Source organism: Aliidiomarina shirensis, assembly GCF_003987345.1.
Lineage (GTDB): Bacteria > Pseudomonadota > Gammaproteobacteria > Enterobacterales > Alteromonadaceae > Aliidiomarina > Aliidiomarina shirensis.
This window is the reverse complement of sequence record NZ_PIPP01000002.1, coordinates 44276-66046: the sequence shown is the minus strand read 5'-3', so window position 1 is coordinate 66046 and position 21771 is coordinate 44276. Positions and strand designations below refer to the sequence as shown.

The window sequence follows — 21771 nt, the reverse complement described above, 5'->3', positions numbered from 1 at the left end:
CGACCATTACCGGCAAGTTACAATCAAACGTTGTTCCTATCGAATTTAAACGATTTAGCGAAGAAAGGCACTTATGTTTATTAAAGCAAAAAGCCCAGCTGGGTTTGCAGAAGAATTTATTGTGAAATCTATTTGGAAAGGTGATTTCGCACCTGGATCTATTTTGCCTGCAGAACGTGAGTTGTCGGAGTTAATTGGCGTTACTCGCACTACCTTACGAGAAGTTTTGCAGCGGTTAGCACGCGATGGATGGTTGACCATTCAACATGGTAAACCTACCAAAGTGAATAACTTCTGGGAAACATCTGGGCTTAATATTCTGGAAACTCTGGCCCGCCTTGATGAAGATGGCATGCCGGATCTGGTTGATCAGTTGCTTTCTGCGCGCACGAATATTAGTGCCATTTATATTCGCCAAGCGATTCGCCAGAATAAAGAACGGGCTGCAGAAGTATTGCGCACTGCACAAACGGTAGAAGACACCCCTAAAGCCTTTGCTGATTTCGATTACCAATTAAATCATGAACTCGCGTTTGCTTCAGGCAATCCGATTTATGTATTAGTATTAAATGGCTTTAAAGGCTTATATGCACGTATTGGCCAGTTTTATTTTGCCGAACCGGTGGGCCGTGAGCTTGCCCGCAAGTATTACGAAGAAATGTTAACCTTGGTAGAAGCTGGCGATCATACCGGTGCGATGAATTTAGTGCGCCAATACGGTTATGATTCAGCCGCAATTTGGAAAAACTTACGCGATTCAATTCCTGAAAACTTGGTGGATTAAAATGTGGGTTTAACCGCATGCTAATCACCCTTTAGATAACGAGAAGCATGATGTTTAAAACCAAAAAAATATTATCCGTTTCTATTTCTCTACTGGCGTTTATTACCTGTTCCGCAGCGGCACAAAGTGCTGAATCGGCGAAAACGCCCTTGCAGTATGATGATGTATTCTTATTAGAGTACGCCAGCTCTCCCGCGCCGCGTCCAAGTTCTGAAGAAATTGTATTTGTGCGAACTTGGATGGATCGGCAAAGTGACCGCCGCCGCAGCCGTTTATGGACAGTGAACGCGGATGGCTCACAATTACAGCCCCTCACACCAAATGAGCAAAATGCGCAACAGCCGGTTTGGTCGCCAATGGGTGATCGTTTAGCCTATGTAGCCGATGGCCAAATTCACATGCACTGGGCGAGTTCTGGGCGCAGCGGCCAAATTTCCCATCTTCAACACGGGCCTTCTTCACTAAGTTGGTCGCCGGATGGCCAATGGTTGGCGTTTGTTATGTTCACCCCTGAGAAGCGTTCAGCTCCGGTAAGTTTGCCGGGCAAACCCGAAGGGGCTGATTGGGCGCAACCACCTATCTACCTCGATAGCCGCCAATATCGTGCCGATGGCGCGGGTTATTTACCTGCCGGATATCGGCACATTTACATTATGCCCGCTGAGGGCGGTACGCCAATTCAACTGACGTCTGGTGATTTTAATCATGGCGGCAGCTTAAGCTGGGCGCTTGATGGTAGTGCGTTGTATTTCTCGGCGAATCGCCGCGCTGATGAGCATCAGCAACCCCTGAACAGTGAAGTGTATCGGTTAGATATTGAAAGCCGCGAAATCACAGCGCTTACCGAGCGTTATGGCCCGGATAGTAACCCACAAGTTTCCCCTGATGGTGATTGGATTGCCTATACCGGTGTGGATGATCGTAAGTTAGCGCAACAGAACCAGCAGTTATATGTGATGCGCACGGATGGCAGTGGCGTACGCTCCCTCAGTGCGAATCTCGATCAGCACGTGAGCAGTTTTGAGTGGGCGCCGAATAGCCAAGGTGTGTTTATTGCTTATGATGCACAAGGAAAAGGCAATATTGCTTATCAGCCGCTTGATGGTGAGTTGCAAGTGTTAACTGATGATATGGGAGGTGTCGCGTATAGCCGGCCGTATACGGGCGGGCAATTTGCGGTAGTGAGCAATAATCGCCTAGTTTACACGCAGGCGAGCACCGAACATCCCGCAGAACTCGCGGTATTGCGCATGAACTCAAGCCCTAGCACCATTACACAGTTGAACCGTGATCTGGTGGCAAAACGCGAAATCGGTAAAGTGGAAGAGATTTGGTATACCTCTTCGGTAGATGAGCGCGATATTCAGGGCTGGATAATGTATCCGCCAGGTTTTGATGCGGATAAACAGTATCCTTTGATACTTGAAATCCATGGTGGCCCGCACGCAGCCTATGGCCCCTATTTTGCCATGGAGCTTCAGTTGATGGCGGCGCAGGGTTATGTGGTGTTGTATACCAATCCACGTGGTTCAACTAGCTATGGGGAAGATTTTGCTAACCTGATTCACCATAACTATCCAAGCCACGATTATAACGATTTGATGGACGGTGTAGATGCGGTAATTGCGAAAGGCTTTATCAACGAAGATGAACTCTTTATTACCGGCGGTAGCGGTGGGGGTGTGCTCACTACTTGGTCGATAGGCCATACCGATCGCTTCCGGGCAGCGGCCGCGGTTAATCCGGTAATCAATTGGTATAGCTTTGCCTTGAATGCGGATATGTATAACTACTTTAGCCAGTATTGGTTCCCTGATTTACCGTGGGAAAATCCGGAGCATTATTTGAAGCATTCGCCAATTTCATACGTTGGTAACGTTTCAACACCAACACTATTATTTACGGGTGAATCGGATCATCGTACGCCGATTTCGGAAACCGAGCAGTATTATCAAGCGTTACAATTACGCGGAATCGATACAGCCATGGTTCGTGTTCCCGGCGCATCCCATGCATTGCATACTCGGCCGAGTAACCACATGGCAAAGCCGGCGTATGTGATCTATTGGTTTGAAAAATATCGTGAAAAGAATAACTAATCTTTACATCATTCCATCGATTTCTAGACTATAGTGGTAGTAACAACAACCAAGGAGAGCGATATATGAATAAGAAATTAGCGATTGGTACCTCTTTGTTACTCGGTACTTTTGTTTTCAACCCTGCTGTGATGCCGGTTGCGCATGCTGATATTGTTAGTACTCACGATGTTGTTGCCGAAAAGCAATCAGGGCTTGATCGAGCACAGTTAACGGAACAACTGCAGCGCGATGATGTTCGCGAGCAGCTGGTAAAATATGGCGTTAATCCTGATGAAGCGATTGCGCGCGTTAGTGCAATGACCGATGCTGAAGTATTGGAATTGACCGCTGGTATTGAAGAGCTTCCAGCAGGCGCAGGCGTTAGTATTAGCCTCGGTGCTATTTTAGTTATTGTTCTTGTATGGTTGCTTGTGGCTCGCTAATAGGTAGTATTTTCATTGCGTTTTAGCCAGAATCAAAGCAAGAAACGAAGCAACTGCGTTCATAAAAACCGCCCGCTACTGAGAATAGTAGTTGTGGCGGTTTTCTCGTTTTTCTTTCTCACAGCATGCAGTAGCATGCCTATGCAACATACCGATCTCCCGTTGCATGAATATCAACCGGTAGAGTTGCGTGATACGCCATTTTTTCCGCAAGAAGATTATCAATGTGGGCCGGCTGCGCTTGCTACGGTATTAAAGGTGAGTGGCGTGGATTCGGCGCATCCGGATACATTGCGCGAGCAAATTTATATTCCTGATCGCCAAGGTAGCTTGCAAGCGGAATTGATAGCTGCAAGCCGCCGGGCTGAGCGAATTCCGTATGTGCTTGATACCGAATTTTCAGCGTTGCTGCGCGAGTTGTATTCTGGAAATCCAGTATTAGTATTGCAGAATCTCGCATTAGCCCGTTGGCCGCAATGGCACTACGCTGTAGTAGTGGGGTTCAAACCAGATTCTGAAACCATAATTTTACGTTCAGGTACTAATAAACGTGAAGAGATGTCGCTGCGCGCATTTGAGCGTACTTGGCAGTTGGCCGATTACTGGGCCATGGTAGTCCCACCGAACGGCCTTACACCGGCTACAGCAGAGCCGCTGCGCTATTTTGCAGCAGTTGCGACAATGGAACAGCAACAACGCTGGCAAACGGCCTTAGCGGGCTATGAAGCGGCTGAACAACGTTGGCCTAATGATGCAACGAGTGCGTTCGGAATGGGTAATATTGCTTATCAGCAGCAGAACTACGGGCTGGCCGAAGAACATTACTATCGCGCAAGTGAACTCGATCCCCAAGAGGCGGCTATCTTTTATAACCTAGCTTGGGCCTTATTTCGGCAAGGCAAGGTAGCGGAGGCACAGCTTTCTGCCGCTACTGCAGAGCGCTTAGCGCCGGAGCACTCGGTTTATGGTAAGGCCGTGAGCACGCTCAAGGCTGCTGATTAGCTCAAGGCTGTTGTTCCGCGCTCAAGGCTGTTGTTCCGCGCTCAAGGCTGTTACTCCCCGCTCAAGGCTGTTACTCCCCGCTCAAGGCTGTTATTCCGCGCTCAAGGCTGCTGAACGAAAAAAAAAACGGCACCCGTGGGTGCCGTTTTTTGTTTCGATACGTCTGGGTATCTCTAATGCCGCATTAACCGAAGTTTTTGCTAGCAAATTCCCAGTTCACTAACGACCAGAATGCTTCCATGTACTTCGGACGAGCATTACGGTAATCAATGTAGTATGCGTGTTCCCACAAATCTACGGTTAATACTGGAACATAGCTTTCATCAGTAACTGGCGTTTCTGCGTTGCTGGTGTTCACAATATCAACACCGCCATCTTTGGTTTTCACTAACCACGTCCAGCTTGAACCAAAATTGTTCACAGCGCTGGTGGTAAAGGCTTCTTTAAACTTCTCGAAAGAACCCCATTTTTTGTTAATGGCTTCTGCCAATGCGCCAGTTGGTTCGCCGCCGCCATTTGGGCTTAAGCAATGCCAATAGAAAGTGTGATTCCAAATTTGCGCTGCATTGTTAAATACGCCACCGCTAGAAGTTTTCACGATTTCTTCTAAAGATTTACCGGCAAACTCAGAACCTTCAACAAGGCCATTTAGCTTATCAACGTATGTTTGGTGATGTTTGCCATAGTGATATTCTAAAGTTTCAGCAGAAATGTGTGGTTCAAGTGCATTTTTTTCGTAAGGAAGTGCTGGTAATTCAAAAGACATATTATGCTTCTCCATTCGTTGTCATAATGCTGACAACCATAACCTTATAAAATGGTAACCGTGGCTTATGGTTGCCGGTAATCCTAAATTCTTTTTTCATTATAGCGGTTGTTGCCCATAACAGACAATGGCAAGCGAAAAAGGCCATTATTTTGCTATAACGTTAAAGTATACATGGTGGCGCTTGATTTGGATTTCAAGGGTGTAAAACAATAATCGTAATGTGTTCAGATGGTTCATCCCATTATCTTGCTTGTGTTATAATGCACGCCTTCACATGGCGATACGCTTTAAGCGAAATAATTTAAAGTGATATGAGAGTGCTACACGGCCTTTTGTGATATCGGCCTACTTTTATTTTTTAAGGAGTTGTTATGCAAGATATGCAGCCAGAGCAAACCCAAGATACAGAAGCACGCATTCGCGAACAAATCGCTGAGAATCCAGTTTTGTTATATATGAAAGGTTCGCCAAAATTACCAAGCTGTGGTTTTTCAGCGCAGGCATCTCAGGCGTTGATGGCGTGCGGTAAGCCGTTCGCTTATGTTGATATTTTGCAGAATCCTGATATTCGCGCTGAACTTCCGCGTATAGCGGATTGGCCAACATTTCCACAACTATGGATTAACGGTGAGTTAATTGGTGGTTGCGATATTATTCTGGAAATGTTCCAACAAGGTGAATTGCAACCGCTTGTAGCGGAAGCCGCGCCAGAAGTAGATGAAAACGGCGCTGAGTGATTTTCTTGGGGTTGTTTTTTTCATGAGCAACCCCAATATCTTTAATACGTTGCTAGCGTATTCCAACACGTAACTTTAGGTAGTGTTCACTACCCAAATATAACCAAAAAACGGAGAGATAAAATGGCTGTATTAGTTGGCCGTCAGGCCCCTGATTTTACTGCGGCAGCAGTATTGGGTAATGGTGAAATTGTTGAAGGTTTCACTCTGAGCGACCACATCAAAGGTAAAAAAGCGGTGCTTTTCTTTTACCCGCTCGATTTTACGTTTGTTTGTCCATCTGAATTAATCGCTTTTGATAAGCGTTTAGCTGAATTTGAAAAGCGTGGCGTAGCAGTGATTGGTGTGTCTATCGATTCACAATTCTCGCATCACGCATGGCGCAGCACGCCAGTTGAGAAGGGCGGTATCGGCGAAGTTAAATACCCACTGGTTGCTGACGTTAAACATGAAATCGTAAAAGCTTACGATATTGAGCACCCAGAAGCAGGTGTTGCATTCCGTGCGTCATTCTTAATTGATGAAGAAGGCCAAGTGCGTCATCAAGTGGTAAACGATTTACCATTGGGCCGTAACGTAGACGAAATGCTACGTATGGTTGATGCGTTGAACTTCCACCAAGAACACGGTGAAGTATGCCCAGCGGGCTGGAATGCTGGTGATGAAGGCATGAAAGCTGATGCGAAAGGTGTTGCTGATTACTTATCGAAGAATAGCGGTAAGTTATAAGCACATATTAGCAGGTTAAATTCTGCATTAAAAAAGGCGAAATCGTTTCTGATTTCGCCTTTTTTGTTGGCTGCTTACTGATCTGGGGTGGTGCTTGGCTCTGGCGTTTCGGGCGCGGGGGTGAGTGGCCAACCCCCTAAGTTTTGATAGCGATTCACCATCCAGCAAAATAGTTCTGCGGTGCGTTCAGTATCGTACACTGCGCTGTGTGCTTCTTTGCTATCGAACGGGATGCCAGCGGCCCGGCAAGCCTTTACTAACACCGTTTGGCCGATCGTAAGCGCTGCTAATGCGGTGGTATCGAAAGTAACAAAAGGGTGAAAAGGATTTCGCTTCAAACTCGCGCGTTCCGCCGCCGCCATCAAGAAACTATGATCAAAAGTGGCATTGTGGCCCACCAGCACACAGCGCTGACAATCGGCCGCTTTTTGCGCTTTACGAATAGCACGGAACATATCCCGTAAGGCTTCGCCTTCATCAATCGCGCCACGTAATTCGCTGAATGGTTCAATACCGTTAAAATCAATAGCAGCCTGTTCAATGTTGGCACCTACAAAAGGCTTGATGTGAGCATGATGTGTGGCTACCGGCACAAGCTGGCCGTTGTCATCGAAATCTACCAATACCGCCGCTATTTCAAGAAGGGCATCGGTTTTCGCGTTAAAACCAGCGGTTTCTACATCGATGACAACCGGAAAATACCCACGAAAGCGATCTTTTAGTGCCAAGGCTTTCTTGCCTTGATTGCTCTCGTCGGCTGGTGAATCACTCATGAATATCCTTTTATATTTAAAGTTACAAACTTAACGTGCGGCCGGATAATCCAACGCCCAATTAATCAGAAGCTCGGTACCAACACGCAAAGAATCTTCGTCGGCATAAAAGTATGGTGAATGGTTACTGGGCGCCGCCGAGGGATCCTGGTCCGGCGGTGTAATTCCAAGAAACACAAACATACTCGGTACTTCCAATGCGTAAAATGAGAAATCTTCTGCACCGGTCACTAAATCGGCTTCATACAGATTCTCACGACCAATAATACGTTCCGTTGTTGGCATCATTCGGGTAACTAAATCAGGGCTGTTTACCGTAACGGGGTAGCCCTCGTCAATGGTCACCTCAGCTTTAGCGCCACTGGCGGCAGCGGTCATTTCGGCGGTGGTTGTTAGTTTTTCGAAAATTTCGCTGCGAATATCCATATCAAAATTGCGGATGGTACCTTCGAGGTATACTTCATCAGGAATAATATTGTTGCGCACGCCGCCTTCAACGATGCCAAAGCTTACCACAGCAGGTGCTTTGGTGATATTCACTTGCCGGCTCACAATGGTTTGTACATTATTGATAATTTGGCTGGCTACAACGATTGGATCAATGCCGCCCCATGGGCGTGAACCATGGGTTTGTTCACCCAGCACTCGAATTTCAAAACGATCGGATGATGCCATTAAAGGCCCTTGGCGATAGCCAATATGGCCGGTAGTGCCGGCAGACCAAACGTGGATTCCAAATACGGCATCGGGTTTCGCGATATCAAACAAGCCTTCTTTGAGCATGAGCTCCGCACCACCTTCCTCGCCATCTGGGGCACCTTCTTCGGCGGGCTGAAAGATAAACATGATGTCGCCGCTAAGCTCCGCCTGAATTCCAGCCAGATATTCGGCGGCACCCATTAACATAGCAACATGGAGGTCATGGCCGCAGGCGTGCATTACGGGCACTTCACGGCCACGGTATTGCCCGGTTGCGGTGGAAGCAAATGGCACGTCAGTCATTTCTTTTACCGGTAGTGCATCCATATCCGCACGTAGAGCAACCGTAGGCCCTGGATGGGCGCCACGAAGTATACCAACAACACCGGTATGCGCGATGTCGGTGGTTACCTCTAAACCTAATGCACGCAAATGCTCGGCAACGATACCTGAAGTGCGAAACTCGCGATTACTTAACTCGGGGTGCTGGTGCAGATCACGGCGCCATTCAATTACACGTTGCTCTAATGCATCACTAATAGTGGCATGACGCGCAGAGGAGGTTGTATCGGCGGTAGTGTTTGTTGATTCAGCGTAACTCGTTGTGGCGAAAGGAATTGCCAAAAGTGCGATTAAACCAATAATTGTGAGCTTCATTGTGTTCACTCCAAATGTGTGGGGTTAAGCTCAGTATTGCAGTGCGCCATGGAGAGCGCAACATATTGGCGCTTTCTTCCTCAACGGCCGGTTAATGAACGATGCCTCGAGGCGTTTAAATATCGATTTTTTCTTTAAATTCGCATAAATCTTCAATAATACAAGAGCCACAACGAGGTTTACGCGCGATGCACGTGTACCGGCCATGAAGAATCAGCCAGTGGTGTACATCTACTTTAAATTCGGCCGGCACCACTTTTAATAATCGTTGCTCCACCGCGTCAACATTTTTGCCTTGCGCTAGCTTCGTGCGATTGCTGACCCGAAAGATGTGCGTATCAACGGCAATGGTGGGCCAACCGAAGGCTGTGTTGAGCACTACATTGGCTGTTTTTCGGCCCACACCAGGCAATGCCTCGAGTGCGGCCCGATCTTCCGGCACTACACCATTATGCTTTTCTACCAGAATTCGGCAGGTTTTAATGGTGTTTTCGGCTTTGGTATTAAATAAACCAATGGTTTTTATGTAATGTTTTACTCCATCAACCCCTAATGCCAGCATATCGACAGGGTTATTCGCTACAGCAAATAATGGCCCGGTGGCTTTGTTTACGCCAACATCTGTGGCTTGCGCTGAGAGTAACACCGCGATGAGCAACTCAAAGGGGTTGCTAAAGTTAAGTTCGGTGGTGGGATTTGGGTTGTTGTCCCGCAGCCGCGTTAAAATTTCGATACGTTTTTGTTGATTCATTCGCTGTTCTTTTCTTCAGGTGAATTTTCTTCAGGTGAATTTTTTTCAGATCAGCTTTGGCAGATCAGGATACGTGGGTTACACGAGCGCGTTGTGCTTTCTCTACCGGTGCCTTGGCTAGTTTTTCGCGCTTGCGGGCATCGAGCCAGTTTTTACCTGCAATTAAGAAGCCTAAGCCAATAAATGCTCCTGGAGGCAGAATCGCGATGAGTAGCGGGTAATCAAACTCAATAAGCTGCACGCGCAACGAACTTGCCCATTCGCCAAGTAATAATTCAGCGCCATCAAACAGGGTGCCTTGGCCGATCAGCTCGCGCATGGCGCCAAGTGCAACCAGAACCGCGGCAAAACCGAGCCCCATCATGAGGCCATCGAAACCCGCTTTATACCAATTATTTTTCGAAGCGTAGGCTTCTGCTCGGCCGATAATCGCACAGTTCGTTACGATCAATGGAATAAAAATACCCAGTGCCATATACAGCCCGTAAGTAAAGGCATTCATGGTGAGTTCTACTAAGGTAACAAAAGTAGCAATCACGATAACAAATACCGGGATACGAATTTCGTTTGGCACAAAGTTACGTACTAATGAAACCGTGATGTTAGAACCGACTAACACCAGCAGAGTAGCGATACCTAACCCAAGCGCATTCGTTATGGTGCCGGAAACCGCAAGCAGCGGGCACAAGCCTAGCAATTGCACTAACGCGGGGTTGTTTTCCCATAAACCATCTTTGCTTAAGGTATGAAACTCACTACTCATTCTGTTTGCTCCACAACATCGATTGCCGCGATTTCTGGGTTCTCTGCGTAACAGTTGGCAGGCGCATTAAATAGCGCTTGGCTATTTTCTTGCCCATACCAAACCGCTTTTCGCACCGCATTTACCAGTGCTCGTGGTGTAATAGTAGCACCCGTGAATTGATCAAACATGCCGTTATCGCGGCGTACCGCCCAGCGCGAATCGTTTTCGCTACGTACGCGCTCACCATCAAATGATAATACCCAATCACTTTTCTTCAATTCGATTTTATCACCCAAGCCCGGGGTTTCTCGATGTTGTAATACGCGTACGCCTTGTACCTGGCCGTTTACGTTTATGGCTACCAAAAAGTGAATATTGCCGCTATAACCATCGGTTGCGGTGGCACGAATAGCGAGCGCGTTGCTTTGGCCATCTAATCGTGAACGATAAATGGGTTGTTGCGGCGCGCCTAAGGCTTCAGGTGCGGCAATCAGCGTACAATCGGCGTAGAGGTCGTTATCATGCTGAGCTGCCGGAATGAGCGCGTTTAGGGTGCGCAATAATTCGCTACGTTGCTGTTCCTCGATGCGATCTGCGGTGAGGTATTGAGTAGCCACAACTAAGGAGGTGGCGGCAATCGCAAAGGCCCCGAGAATAAAGCCGTTTTTCTGCATATTTTTTAGCATCAGCTTTCTTCCTTACGATGGCCATAGGTAACTGGGCGCGTATATTGATCGATAACCGGCACACACAGGTTGGCTAAAAGTACTGCAAAGGCCACTGCATCGGGATATCCACCGTAGCTACGAATCACATAAATAAGAACGCCAATGAGTGTCGCGTAGATCAGCTTACCTTTGCTTGATGTAGCTGCCGAAACCGGATCAGTAGCGATAAAGAAAGCGGCAAACATAGTAGCGCCGCTGAACAAATGAATATTTAAGCCCGGTAAAAGATCGGGCGCGAAAATACTGCCGAGAATGGCACAAATGGAAAGGGCACCGAGCATCGCGACAGGGATATGCCATTGAATAACGCGCTGTTGTAAAAGCAGTAAACCACCAAGCAGGTAAGCAAAATTAACCCATTGCCACCCGGCTCCGGCGAAGCCTGTAAATTGCCGGTGCTGCAACGCTTCACTTAGCGTGGCGCCTTGGCTCAGTTGCGTTTTTACATGATCGAGCGGCGTTGCCATAACCACGGCATCAAGCATGGAACCGGTATCGATACGGCGCACCTGTTCGAGGCTAAAACCTTCATTGGTAAATTGAAATAGGAATAAATACAGAGAATCGATAAAGCCGGGCGCGTTTGATGCTAGCCCTGTTGGCGGCATCCAAGCGGTCATTTGCACTGGAAATGAAATGAGTAGCAATACATAGCCGGCCATCGCAGGGTTGAATATGTTGTGGCCAACGCCACCAAAAAGGTGTTTTACCACCACAATGGCAAAGAGCGTACCAATCACAATGACCCACCACGGAGCTAATGGTGGAATGCTTACTGCAAGTAATGCGGCGGTAACGATTGCGGTGTTATCTTGTAATCCCGAAGCAGGTGCGCGATCGCGTGCAATTAAGCATAAAGATTCGGCGGCAAGTGCTACTGCAATCGCCAACGAAAGTTGAAAAATAACGCCCCAACCAAAGAAGTAAAGTTGTGCTAAAAACCCTGGAAGCATAGCAAAAAGCACAAGCTGCATGAGTTTTGCAGTGGTGCGGCGTTGGTGATGATGCGGTGAAGAAGCAATATAGAAACTCATGAGTTTTCGTTACCTTTATTGTTCGTTGCATTCTGCTTATTTTCGCTATCGCCAATATTCTCGGCTTCGAGTTTCGCTAACCGTTCGCGCTCAGCTTTTTTCGCTTTCGCGCGCGCTACTGCCGCGGCCACCGCATCTTTTTTCTCGGTTGTGGCCGGTGTGCTCTCGGCGTTGGCATCGCGTTCTGCCTTTTTCGCTTTCGCGCGCGCTACCGCAGCGGCCACCGCATCTTTTTGCTCTGATTTTGCCGGTTCAACACCGCGATCCTGTTGCGCTTTTTTGGCTTTTACGCGCGCTAACGCGGCTTTCACCGGATCTTGTTCGCCATCCGTAGACGATTCAGTTTGCCGAGCTGCTTGCGCTGCTTGCGCTGCTTTCCGCGCTTCAGCCGCCTTTTTATGTTTCGCTAAGCGCTCTTCTTTTTCGCGCTCGAGCCGTGCTTGGCGTGCTTCAAAACGCTGGCGCGCAATTTCCGCTTTTTGCTGTTCAATGGCTTGTTCACGAATTTCGGCTTTTGCTTGCCGATAATACTGTACCAATGGAATTTGGCTTGGGCATACATAAGCACATGCACCGCATTCAATACAATCCGCAAGGTTATGTTGTTTTAAACCATCGTAATCTTTGGCTTTGGCTAGCCACTGTAATTGCTGCGGTAACAGGGAAGCTGGGCAGGCAATTTCACAGGCACCGCAGCGAATGCAGGCCATTTCTGCTTCGGCGGGAGCGAGTTCTTTTTGCGAGGGCGCCAGAATACAGTTGGTTGTTTTAATCACCGGAATTTGCAAGTTGGTTACTGTGAAGCCCATCATCGGGCCACCCATAATCACCCGCTGCTTTTTTTCTTGCGCCCTAAAACCTGATTGGGCTAATAAATATTCAATGGGGGTGCCTAGTAACGCCCACGCTGTGCCCGGTTGGTGCACTGCTTCACCGGTGATCGTGACTACGCGCTCTAATAATGGTTCGCCATGGTGAATCGCGCGCGCAACTGCAAAAGCGGTACCCACATTCTGCATTAGAATGCCGATATCTGCGGGCAATCCCCGCACTGGAACCTGTTTACCGGTGAGTATTTGAATCAACTGCTTTTCGCCACCGGAAGGGTAGCGTGTAGGTACTATTTTAAGTACCGCCGCAGCGCCTTTGAGTTCCGTAGTGTCAGTATCCGTTGCGTTAGAATCGTGAATTGCGGCGGCAAATGCTGCTGCGGCTTCAGGCTTGTTATCTTCGATTGCAATCACCAGTTGCTTCGCCGAGGTGAGCTTTTGCAGTAAAAGGCTTCCTGCCAGAATCTCACCGGCATGTTCACGCATAAGGCGATCATCGGAAACAATGTAAGGTTCGCACTCCACACCGTTAATAATTAATACATCGATATTGCGCGCACCAGCAACCTTCCGGGCCGTGGGAAAACCTGCGCCGCCAAGCCCGGCAATGCCCATGGCTTGCAAATGTTGCAGCACTTCTCGCTGGCTAATGGCATCGATATTGGCAATTGGTTGCCGGGGATACCAAGCGTCTTTACCGTCGGGTTCCAAGCATAAGGTAAGCCCGGTGAGCCCTGAAGGATGGTTCAACGGATGCTGCTGAATAGCCGTAATGGTCCCCGATGTAGAAGCATGTACTGGTAAACCATTATCAACGCCGGGAATGGTTAGAGGCTGGCCTTTCAATACATAATCGCCCACGGCAACACAAAGCTCACCTGGCTCACCGGCATGTTGACGCAGCGGAATAAACAGAACAGGTGGCAACGGAAAACGCTGAATCGCAGTCATGTTTGCAGGGGCTTTTCGCTCAGGCGGATGAATGCCGCCGGGGAAGCTCCACAGTTTGCTGGTTGCTGAAATATCAATCGCCATTAACTTGCCTTACTCGCCGATTCAGCAGATGCAGCTTTGCTCGCATCTATCACATTTACTGGTATCTGATCGAGCTGCCATTTCCAGCGCTCCGGTTTAGTGGCTACGGGCACCATATCAATACAATCAACGGGGCAAGGCTCAACGCATAAATCGCAGCCGGTACACTCATCAGCAATTACGGTGTGCATTTGTTTGGCGGCACCCAATATGGCGTCAACCGGGCAGGCCTGAATGCATTTGGTGCAGCCAATACATTCATCTTCACGAATTACCGCTACGGTTTTTTGTGCTTCTTCACCGTGCGCCTCGTCTAAAGGCTTGGCTTCGCGACCAAGTAAATCGGCGAGCTGATCAATAGTGGCTTGGCCGCCAGGCGGGCACTTGTTGAGTTCATCACCATTGGCGATAGCTTCAGCATAAGGGCGACAACCTGGGTAACCACATTGACCGCATTGGGTTTGTGGCAACAAGTTATCAATCTGCTCCACGATAGGATCGCTTTCAACGCGGAAACGAATGGCCGCAAAGCCTAAAATTAATCCGGCCACAAGTGCGATGGTGGCCAATGCCATGATACCGATAAACCAACTCATGACGTGGTAACCAACCCGGCGAAGCCCATAAATGCCAGCGACATCAGGCCGGCTAAAATCATTCCGATCGCAGCACCTTTAAATGGTTGTGGTACATCAGCGGCGGCTACACGTTCTCGCAAGGCGGCAAAGAGCACGAGAACTAACGAGAAGCCAAGGGCCGCACCAAAACCATATACAATTGATTGCACAAAGTTGTGTTGCTCATTCACGTTCAATAAAGCCACACCGAGGACGGCGCAGTTGGTGGTAATCAGTGGAAGAAAGATACCCAGTAACCGGTACAGGGTAGGGCTGGTTTTGTGTACAACCATTTCGGTAAACTGCACCACCACGGCAATTACGAGAATAAAGCTCAGTGTTCGCAACGACATTAAATTAAATGGTTGTAGAATATAATGATTCACCAAGTAACTACTCACCGAGGCTAAGGTGAGTACAAAAGTAGTGGCCAGCGACATACCAATAGCGGTTTCCAGTTTATTGGATACCCCCATAAATGGGCATAGGCCAAGAAACTGAACCAACACAAAGTTGTTCACTAAAACGGTAGCAACCAGAAGCAAGAGTATTTCTGTCATCTACAACCTTTTGCTGTATCTGTGCATCGAATGGAAAAGTATGGGGCTATTATCAGGGTTTACGCCCGCGGAAACAACTTACAGAATGTAGGTTTTTCTGGGTAATTAAGCCAAATCCGGTATTTTCCGTAGTAACTATGTAGGCAGCACTTACCGTTTCCAGTAAGATGTGAAATTCAATTCGTAGCCGGGAGGCCGGAAAAAGTGGTGAGGACTCTCGTTTGATCTCTATTTTTAAACGCCTGCGAGCGTTCGATGAAATGACATTTCATTGGTTGTTTCATACAACACGCTCGTTAAGAAAAAGCCGACTTGCCTTTTGGCTTTCACGAAGCGGTGATGGGCCATATTACGCATTGTTCGCTTTGTTAGCAGGTATTGCGGCTTTCGAGGGCAGCATTTTGTTCATTCAGCGCGCGCTACTAGCGTTTGCGTTAGAGATCCCTCTGTTCATTGCATTAAAGAATTTACTCCGGCGCGATCGTCCTATATTGCGCCGTAAAGAAAAAATAGTGTTAAAGCCTGCCGATCGATTTTCATTTCCATCAGGCCATTCCACAGCGGCATTTTTGTTTGCAGCACTGGTCATTGCAAGTTTTCCGGTATGGGCGCCTGTTTTTTACGGATGGGCTACTGCTGTGGCGATTTCGCGCGTTGCTCTGGGTGTACATTATCCAAGTGACGTTATCGCTGGCGCCATTCTCGGTACATCCATTGCAGCTTTCACGCTGACCTTACTGCCAACACCATTAACGGTTTAACCTCGCAAGTACAGAGTTTCTTCATATACCCCGTGTTTTTATTAACGTTGCAGTGAGCGGAATAATGCTGCCTAAGCGCAAACGAACTTATCGTGTGTGCGTTGTGGTAGTCGTTGCTGTAATGGTGATGCTTAGTGGGAAGGGTGTTGCCGAGATGGAGCTCAATGGCTCCCCAGGTTGGATTCGAACCAACGACACATGGATTAACAGTCCACCGCTCTAACCAACTGAGCTACTGGGGAATTGATATTGGGTATTGAGGCGTTAAGCAAGTGGCTCCCCAGGTTGGATTCGAACCAACGACACATGGATTAACAGTCCACCGCTCTAACCAACTGAGCTACTGGGGAATCGCTTAACGGGGCGAGATGTTAATGGCATGGGCTTACGCTGTCAATATAGAAGCTCAACAATTTTTAAAATCGAGGTCTATTTGTGCAGATTTTGAGCGTGTTGATTCTGTTTTAATCTTTGTTGCCCAAAAAGCAAAATATTAGTAGTTCTTTTCTGATTTTTGTGGTTCAGGTGTTTAACAAATTATCCACAATTGGGTTGATCGCTTGATACTCGTGGTTCACAGGATCTTATCCACTATTTCTGTGGATAAAGCTGTGGTTAACTCTGTGGGCGAGCCTATTTTACGGGGGTTATAGCGGATTTATGGCGTAGGTTAAAAACTGGCACGATTTTTATATCCGTTTATTTTCAACAAGTTATAAAAAATAGTTGCGAGAGGTTGGATTTTGCACAGGGTTGGTGCGTAATTCCAACAATATTCGCAAATGCTTGTGTATTACTTTCATTTATTTTCGCAGAAGAATGCTATATTTTCTGCATAGTTAACGCGGAGTGCTTACCAACTTGGTGGTGATTTATACTATCTGCTAAATATGACAGCTTGACTTAATTTGCAGTTTCAAGTTTTAAATTGGCTAATTTTGCGCCATTTTTTCGTAGTGAAAACGAGCGGTTTTGAGCATTTGCCTACACAAAAGCAAAAGGCGTTGGCGATATGAATCGCCAACGCCTTTTTAGTGATTGTAAGATACAACCGACGGGGTTCGTTTATTGGTAATCAGCGGCAAATTTTGCAATTCGCTTAACGGCTTCTGCTAACACTTCACGGCTGGCAGCGAAAGAAAGGCGGAAATGGCCCGGAGAGCCAAATGCTGAGCCTGGAACCAACGCTACGTTAGCCTCACTCAATAAACGTTCGCAAAGCTCTACATCGGTTTCTACGCCCACTTTCGCCATCAAGCCCTCGATATTTGGAAAAGCGTAGAAAGTGCCATCGCCAGCAATTACTTTTAACCCAGGAATCTGGCTTAAGCCTTCAACGAGTTTATCGTGGCGCGCGCGAAATTCAGTAACCATCTCACCGATAAAGCTTTGATCGCCATTTAAGGCAGCAAGCGCCGCATACTGAGAAATCGATGCCGGGTTCGATGTACTTTGCGATTGTACTTTCTTCATTGCTGCAATAATGGCTTTCGGGCCCGCGGCATAGCCGATTCGCCAGCCGGTCATCGCATACGCTTTAGATACACCCGAGAGTATTACGGTGCGTTCCATTAGATCTGGAGCCACCATAGGTAAATTCACAAACGGCGCTTCTGTCCACAAAATATGTTCATACATATCATCGGTGGCAATTAATACCTGTGGGTGCTTACGTAATACTTCCGCTAACGCTTTTAACTCTTCCGCGCTGTAGGCCATTCCGGTTGGGTTTGAAGGGCTATTCAAAAACAGTAATTTAGTTTTTGCGGTAATCGCGGCATCGAGCTGCTCTGCAGTAATTTTATAAGATTGCTCAATGCCAGCTTCTATCACTACCGGCTTTGCGCCTACCAGTAATGTCATGTCGGGGTAAGAAACCCAATATGGGGCAGGAATCACCACTTCATCGCCTTCATCAAGCCAAGCCGTGAGTAGATTAAAGATACTATGCTTGCCGCCAGCTGAAACAAGAATTTGGTTTGGTTCATACTGCAGTTGATTATCGCGGGCGAACTTAGCGCAAACCGCTTTTTTCAACTCAGGAATGCCATCAACTGCGGTATACCGTGTGTGGCCAGCATCGATAGCTGCTTTGGCCGCATCACAGATAAATTTTGGGGTAGTAAAATCTGGCTCACCAACACCTAAACCAATAACATCGGCACCCGCTGCTTTTAATTCGGCAGCTTTTTGGCTAACAGCCAAGGTTGGAGATGGTTTAATAGCATTGACGCGCTTGGAAAGTTTGTAATCCACAAGGCACCTGTTAACGTAGTTTTTTATGAAAAAAAGATGTGAGCACTGGCCGCTAACTATATGTGGAGTGAGGCTAAAAGTCCAGCGGCAGAAATAGCTTGAACGTGGTGTTTATGCGGTAATTCGGGTATAGTATCAGGCTTTCCTAAAGGCTTCACAGAACGTGCGCTGAAGTTCGATTTCAGCAAGTTTTTTGCACGATTCATGTGGCCACCAGCCCAGTAGTTCGAGGAGATGGTATGCGCTCGGCGGCATCCACACAGAAATCACAGCAAATGCTTAATGGCCCGATAACGCCTACCTTGTGGGCAATGACGTGGCCTATGATTGCGGGTGTGGCCACACTCATCAGTTTTAATTTGGTGGATACCTTCTTTATTAGCCTTTTAGGCACTGAATCACTCGCTGCAATTGGCTTTACCTTTCCAGTTACTTTTACTGTGATTAGTTTAACTATTGGTTTAGGGATTGGCACTTCGGCGGTGATCGCCCGTAAGTTGGGTGCCAACGAAGATGAAGAGGCACGCAATAGTGGCAGTACGGCACTGTGGCTTTCTGCCATTTTAGTTGGATTACTGGCGTTATTTGGCTTTATTTTTTCGCGGCCGATTTTCGCCATGCTGGGCGCCACACCGGAAATTCAGCCGCTGATCGATGCTTACATGAATATTTGGTTCTTGGGCGCTATATTTCTAGTGTTGCCGATGGTAGGTAACAGTATTCTGCGTGCCTCGGGTGATACCAAAACACCATCGCTGATCATGGCGGGCGGTGGTTTAGTAAATGCCATATTAGATCCTATTCTGATTTTTGGTTGGGGCCCGATTCCGGCAATGGGAATGCAGGGTGCTGCTTATGCAAGCGTGGGTTCTTGGCTGATCGGTTTTGCTGCGATTATTTATCTTTTGGTTTGGCGCAAGCGTTTAATTGAACCGTTACCACCCGGCTTTATTGATTTTTGGCGTGCATCGAAGCAATTACTCCGCATTGGGTTGCCGGCCGCGAGTGCCAATATGCTTACACCAATTGCAATGGGTGTGCTTACCGCTATTGTTGCAACGCACGGTGCTCCGGCTGTAGCTGCGTTTGGTGCGGGCTCACGTATTGAATCAATTGCATCGGTAGTTATTCTGGCGCTTTCTATGTCGCTGCCACCGTTTATCAGCCAAAACTTTGGTGCCGGTAAGATCCAACGCGTACAAGCCGCGTATAAAACTGCACTCAAACTTATTCTGTTACTACAAGCAGCCGTTTATTTATTAATGCTGGCGCTGCTGCCGGTAATTCAACTCGCGTTTGCGCGCGATGCTGAAGTGGCGCGAGTGCTCGCTTTGTTTGTATGGATTATGCCATTAGGTTATGGCGTCCAAGGTTGGATTATTCTTACTAATTCTTCATTAAATGCACTGCACTTGCCCATGCAAGCGTTAGTGCTGAGCCTAGTGCGTTTGTTTGTTATGTTTGTGCCTCTTTCCTGGCTTGGTAATACGCTTGCCGGTTTGCCGGGAATGTTTGCCGGCGGGGTATTGGCGAACGTAATAACCGCTTGGCTGGCTTATCGCTGGTTTATGCGGGAAACAAATGGGCAAGCAGGGCGCTTAGTACCTGCAAGTGCGGTAGCGACGGCTACCGCGAATGAACCGAAAGGAGAACAGCATGGCGCGTGATTTTAAGCTAGTTTCAGATTATCAGCCTGCTGGCGATCAACCCAAAGCCATTAGCAAGCTGATTGAAAACCTTGATGCGGGCTTAGCACAGCAAACCTTGCTGGGGGTTACCGGTTCAGGCAAAACCTTTACCATGGCAAACGTAATTGCTAGCACGAATCGGCCAACGTTGATTTTGGCCCATAACAAAACGTTGGCGGCGCAGTTATATGGTGAAATGAAAGAGTTTTTCCCGAATAACGCGGTGGAATATTTTGTTTCTTACTACGATTATTATCAGCCAGAAGCCTACGTGCCTACTACCGATACTTTTATTGAAAAAGATGCCTCGATTAACGAGCACATTGAGCAAATGCGCTTATCGGCTACCAAGGCATTAATGGAGCGCCGCGATGTTGTGCTTATTGCTTCGGTTTCGGCTATTTACGGTTTGGGTGATCCGCAATCCTATCGCAAAATGATGCTGCACATTCGCCGCGGCGATATTATTGATCCGCGCGATATCATTCGCAATCTCGCTACAATTCAATACAAACGTAATGATGAAGCCTTTACCCGCGGTACTTACCGTGTGCGTGGGGAAGTGATTGATGTATTCCCGGCAGAATCCGATGATACCGCCGTACGCATTGAAATTTTTGATGATGAAATTGAACGCATAAGCTTGTTTGAACCACTTACCGGGCAAGTACTGCAGGCTGATTTGGCACGTTTCACTGTGTATCCGAAAACCCACTATGTAACGCCGCGCGATAAAATAGTTGAGGCGATTGATCGTATTAAAGAAGAACTTAAAGATCGCCGGGAACAATTTATAGGTGAAAATAAGCTTATCGAAGAGCAGCGTATTCGCGAACGCACCCAGTTTGATATCGAAATGATGTTGGAGCTTGGCTATTGCTCGGGCATTGAGAACTACTCACGTTATCTCTCGGGCCGAGCTCCGGGCGAGCCACCACCAACCTTGATGGATTACTTGCCGGATGATGCTTTACTAATTATCGATGAATCGCACGTTACCGTTTCGCAAGTGGGCGCGATGTACAAAGGCGATCGTTCACGTAAAGAAAATTTAGTTGGTTATGGTTTTCGCTTGCCTTCAGCACTGGATAACCGGCCACTGAAATTTGCGGAATTCGAAGCTATTTCACCACAAACCATTTATGTTTCGGCAACGCCAGGCAACTATGAAGTAGAGAAATGTGGTGGCGATGTTGTTGAGCAAGTGGTGCGGCCAACAGGGCTTATTGATCCGGAAATTGAGATTCGGCCAGTGGCTACGCAGGTAGACGATGTGATGTCGGAAATTCGTATTCGCGCGGCAAAAGGCGAGCGGGTATTAGTTACCACGCTTACTAAGCGGATGTCGGAAGATTTAGCTGATTATCTTGATGAACATGGTATTCGTGTACGTTACTTGCATTCCGATATTGATACCGTAGAGCGTATGGAAATTATCCGCGATCTGCGTTTAGGCGAGTTTGATGCCCTAATTGGCATTAACTTGCTACGGGAAGGCTTAGATATTCCTGAAGTTTCGTTGGTAGCGATATTAGATGCGGATAAAGAAGGTTTCTTGCGCGCGGAACGTTCGTTAATTCAAACCATTGGCCGCGCTGCGAGAAATGTGAATGGCAAAGCAATTCTTTACGCCGACCGAATTACCGGCTCGATGCAACGAGCGATGGATGAAACCGATCGACGCCGAGCGAAACAAGTTGCCTATAATGTAGAGCATGGCATAACCCCGCAAGGTTTGAATAAACGGGTTACCGATGTTATGGATCTTGGTGGTGGTGCAGCGAAACGGAAACGTGATAAAGAACGCGTTGCGGCGGCAGGTGCTGGCATTCGCATTCCAGAATATCGCGATCCGAAAGAATTGATGCAAGAAATTAGTGTACGCGAGAAGAACATGTATCAAGCAGCAAAGGATTTGGAGTTTGAAAAGGCGGCGAAAATGCGTGATGAATTGAAGCAATTGCGTGAACAGTTAAAAACGCACGGTTAATTTCTCGGCGAAATGGTGTAAAAATCGGCAGTTAAGATAAAAGCAGGCAAATTGCGGTTGACAGCTTTCGCCGCATCCCTATAATAGCGGCCTGCAACTCAG

The 21771-nt window shown here is 47.6% G+C and carries 20 protein-coding genes and 2 tRNA genes; 9 read left to right on the top strand and 13 right to left on the bottom strand.

The annotated features are described in order from the left end of the window. The first annotated feature begins 73 nt into the window (after nt 1-73). From fadR to CWE13_RS04375, 4 genes are all read left to right on the top strand, one after another. Nucleotides 74-784 (top strand): fatty acid metabolism transcriptional regulator FadR, encoded by a 711-nt coding sequence (fadR, locus tag CWE13_RS04390; RefSeq protein ID WP_126806273.1) that lies wholly within the window; start codon nt 74-76, stop codon nt 782-784. A gap of 50 nt (nt 785-834) precedes the next feature. Continuing rightward, entirely contained in the window at nt 835-2883 is a 2049-nt protein-coding gene (locus tag CWE13_RS04385; RefSeq protein WP_126807308.1) for a S9 family peptidase, read from the top strand. 65 nt (nt 2884-2948) lie between these two features. Continuing rightward, entirely contained in the window at nt 2949-3308 is a 360-nt protein-coding gene (locus CWE13_RS04380) for a DUF6627 family protein (protein ID WP_126806272.1), read from the top strand. 141 nt (nt 3309-3449) lie between these two features. Continuing rightward, nucleotides 3450-4310: a PA2778 family cysteine peptidase gene (locus tag CWE13_RS04375; RefSeq protein WP_157980929.1), complete on the top strand. Its 861-nt coding sequence runs from the start codon at nt 3450-3452 to the stop codon at nt 4308-4310. Between the two features lie 184 nt (nt 4311-4494). Here CWE13_RS04375 and sodB read toward each other — a convergent pair whose 3' ends face one another. Beyond that, nucleotides 4495-5076 carry a superoxide dismutase [Fe] gene (sodB, locus tag CWE13_RS04370; protein ID WP_126806268.1) on the bottom strand — a complete coding sequence of 194 codons (582 nt, stop codon included), beginning with the start codon at nt 5074-5076 and terminating at the stop codon, nt 4495-4497. A 374-nt stretch (nt 5077-5450) separates the two neighbouring features. Here sodB and grxD point away from each other — a divergent pair, with 374 nt between their 5' ends. Together grxD and CWE13_RS04360 are read left to right on the top strand one after the other, a co-directional pair. Further along, nucleotides 5451-5816 carry a Grx4 family monothiol glutaredoxin gene (grxD, locus tag CWE13_RS04365; RefSeq protein WP_275540841.1) on the top strand — a complete coding sequence of 122 codons (366 nt, stop codon included), beginning with the start codon at nt 5451-5453 and terminating at the stop codon, nt 5814-5816. Between the two features lie 123 nt (nt 5817-5939). Next, nucleotides 5940-6545, top strand: coding sequence for a peroxiredoxin (locus CWE13_RS04360; protein ID WP_126806266.1), 606 nt, complete (start codon nt 5940-5942; stop codon nt 6543-6545). A gap of 74 nt (nt 6546-6619) precedes the next feature. On the opposite strand, the gene rnt is transcribed toward CWE13_RS04360, so the two are convergent. The 9 genes from rnt to rsxA form a co-directional block, all read right to left on the bottom strand. Continuing rightward, nucleotides 6620-7318, bottom strand: a complete 699-nt coding sequence (gene rnt / locus CWE13_RS04355) for a ribonuclease T (protein WP_126806264.1) — start codon at nt 7316-7318, stop codon at nt 6620-6622. A gap of 30 nt (nt 7319-7348) precedes the next feature. After that, a complete protein-coding gene (locus CWE13_RS04350) occupies nt 7349-8674 on the bottom strand; it encodes an amidohydrolase (RefSeq protein WP_126806262.1) in 1326 nt (441 codons plus the stop codon). Between the two features lie 115 nt (nt 8675-8789). Beyond that, on the bottom strand, nt 8790-9425 hold the full coding sequence (nth, locus tag CWE13_RS04345; protein ID WP_126806260.1) for an endonuclease III: 636 nt from the start codon (nt 9423-9425) through the stop codon (nt 8790-8792). Between the two features lie 64 nt (nt 9426-9489). Then, a complete protein-coding gene (locus CWE13_RS04340) occupies nt 9490-10188 on the bottom strand; it encodes an electron transport complex subunit E (RefSeq protein WP_126806258.1) in 699 nt (232 codons plus the stop codon). Further along, nucleotides 10185-10856, bottom strand: a complete 672-nt coding sequence (gene rsxG, locus CWE13_RS04335; RefSeq protein WP_126806256.1) for an electron transport complex subunit RsxG — start codon at nt 10854-10856, stop codon at nt 10185-10187. The genes CWE13_RS04340 and rsxG overlap by 4 nt, the downstream gene beginning before the upstream one ends. After that, a complete protein-coding gene (rsxD, locus tag CWE13_RS04330; protein WP_126806254.1) occupies nt 10856-11932 on the bottom strand; it encodes an electron transport complex subunit RsxD in 1077 nt (358 codons plus the stop codon). The genes rsxG and rsxD overlap by 1 nt, the downstream gene beginning before the upstream one ends. Next, on the bottom strand, nt 11929-13797 hold the full coding sequence (rsxC, locus tag CWE13_RS04325) for an electron transport complex subunit RsxC (protein WP_126806252.1): 1869 nt from the start codon (nt 13795-13797) through the stop codon (nt 11929-11931). Before rsxC ends, rsxD begins: the two co-directional genes overlap by 4 nt. After that, complete coding sequence (rsxB, locus tag CWE13_RS04320) at nt 13797-14393, bottom strand: electron transport complex subunit RsxB (protein WP_126806250.1); 597 nt, start codon at nt 14391-14393, stop codon at nt 13797-13799. The genes rsxC and rsxB overlap by 1 nt, the downstream gene beginning before the upstream one ends. Then, nucleotides 14390-14974 (bottom strand): electron transport complex subunit RsxA, encoded by a 585-nt coding sequence (gene rsxA, locus CWE13_RS04315; protein WP_126806248.1) that lies wholly within the window; start codon nt 14972-14974, stop codon nt 14390-14392. Before rsxA ends, rsxB begins: the two co-directional genes overlap by 4 nt. A gap of 221 nt (nt 14975-15195) precedes the next feature. Between rsxA and CWE13_RS04310 the strand changes: the two genes are divergently transcribed. Continuing rightward, nucleotides 15196-15735, top strand: a complete 540-nt coding sequence (locus tag CWE13_RS04310) for a phosphatase PAP2 family protein (protein ID WP_126806246.1) — start codon at nt 15196-15198, stop codon at nt 15733-15735. Between the two features lie 165 nt (nt 15736-15900). Here the strand turns inward: CWE13_RS04310 and CWE13_RS04305 are convergent. The 3 genes from CWE13_RS04305 to CWE13_RS04295 all read right to left on the bottom strand — a co-directional run bounded on the left by CWE13_RS04305 (nt 15901) and on the right by CWE13_RS04295 (nt 17991). After that, a tRNA-Asn gene (locus CWE13_RS04305) sits at nt 15901-15977 on the bottom strand. Between the two features lie 31 nt (nt 15978-16008). Then, nucleotides 16009-16085: transfer RNA gene (locus CWE13_RS04300), tRNA-Asn, on the bottom strand. A gap of 715 nt (nt 16086-16800) precedes the next feature. Beyond that, complete coding sequence (locus tag CWE13_RS04295; RefSeq protein ID WP_126806244.1) at nt 16801-17991, bottom strand: pyridoxal phosphate-dependent aminotransferase; 1191 nt, start codon at nt 17989-17991, stop codon at nt 16801-16803. Nucleotides 17992-18230: 239 nt separating this feature from the next. Here CWE13_RS04295 and CWE13_RS04290 point away from each other — a divergent pair, with 239 nt between their 5' ends. Together CWE13_RS04290 and uvrB are read left to right on the top strand one after the other, a co-directional pair. Beyond that, the gene (locus CWE13_RS04290; protein ID WP_126806242.1) at nt 18231-19658 is read left to right on the top strand and encodes an MATE family efflux transporter; all 1428 of its coding nucleotides are present in this window, start codon (nt 18231-18233) and stop codon (nt 19656-19658) included. Beyond that, entirely contained in the window at nt 19627-21669 is a 2043-nt protein-coding gene (gene uvrB, locus CWE13_RS04285) for an excinuclease ABC subunit UvrB (protein WP_420837035.1), read from the top strand. The genes CWE13_RS04290 and uvrB overlap by 32 nt, the downstream gene beginning before the upstream one ends. The last annotated feature ends 102 nt before the right edge of the window (nt 21670-21771 follow it).

Bases quoted from the DNA above. Each gene is read 5' to 3' on its own strand.
- CWE13_RS04375 (WP_157980929.1), top strand. From the start codon at position 3,450: ATGCAACATACCGATCTCCCGTTGCATGAATATCAACCGGTAGAGTTG.
- sodB (WP_126806268.1), bottom strand. From the start codon at position 5,076: ATGTCTTTTGAATTACCAGCACTTCCTTACGAAAAAAATGCACTTGAA.
- grxD (WP_275540841.1), top strand. From the start codon at position 5,451: ATGCAAGATATGCAGCCAGAGCAAACCCAAGATACAGAAGCACGCATT.
- rsxG (WP_126806256.1), bottom strand. From the start codon at position 10,856: ATGCTAAAAAATATGCAGAAAAACGGCTTTATTCTCGGGGCCTTTGCG.
- CWE13_RS04385 (WP_126807308.1), top strand. From the start codon at position 835: ATGTTTAAAACCAAAAAAATATTATCCGTTTCTATTTCTCTACTGGCG.
- rnt (WP_126806264.1), bottom strand. From the start codon at position 7,318: ATGAGTGATTCACCAGCCGACGAGAGCAATCAAGGCAAGAAAGCCTTG.
- nth (WP_126806260.1), bottom strand. From the start codon at position 9,425: ATGAATCAACAAAAACGTATCGAAATTTTAACGCGGCTGCGGGACAAC.
- CWE13_RS04290 (WP_126806242.1), top strand. From the start codon at position 18,231: ATGCGCTCGGCGGCATCCACACAGAAATCACAGCAAATGCTTAATGGC.
- CWE13_RS04380 (WP_126806272.1), top strand. From the start codon at position 2,949: ATGAATAAGAAATTAGCGATTGGTACCTCTTTGTTACTCGGTACTTTT.
- rsxC (WP_126806252.1), bottom strand. From the start codon at position 13,797: ATGGCGATTGATATTTCAGCAACCAGCAAACTGTGGAGCTTCCCCGGC.
- rsxB (WP_126806250.1), bottom strand. From the start codon at position 14,393: ATGAGTTGGTTTATCGGTATCATGGCATTGGCCACCATCGCACTTGTG.
- uvrB (WP_420837035.1), top strand. From the start codon at position 19,627: ATGAACCGAAAGGAGAACAGCATGGCGCGTGATTTTAAGCTAGTTTCA.
- fadR (WP_126806273.1), top strand. From the start codon at position 74: ATGTTTATTAAAGCAAAAAGCCCAGCTGGGTTTGCAGAAGAATTTATT.
- CWE13_RS04350 (WP_126806262.1), bottom strand. From the start codon at position 8,674: ATGAAGCTCACAATTATTGGTTTAATCGCACTTTTGGCAATTCCTTTC.
- rsxA (WP_126806248.1), bottom strand. From the start codon at position 14,974: ATGACAGAAATACTCTTGCTTCTGGTTGCTACCGTTTTAGTGAACAAC.
- CWE13_RS04340 (WP_126806258.1), bottom strand. From the start codon at position 10,188: ATGAGTAGTGAGTTTCATACCTTAAGCAAAGATGGTTTATGGGAAAAC.
- CWE13_RS04360 (WP_126806266.1), top strand. From the start codon at position 5,940: ATGGCTGTATTAGTTGGCCGTCAGGCCCCTGATTTTACTGCGGCAGCA.
- rsxD (WP_126806254.1), bottom strand. From the start codon at position 11,932: ATGAGTTTCTATATTGCTTCTTCACCGCATCATCACCAACGCCGCACC.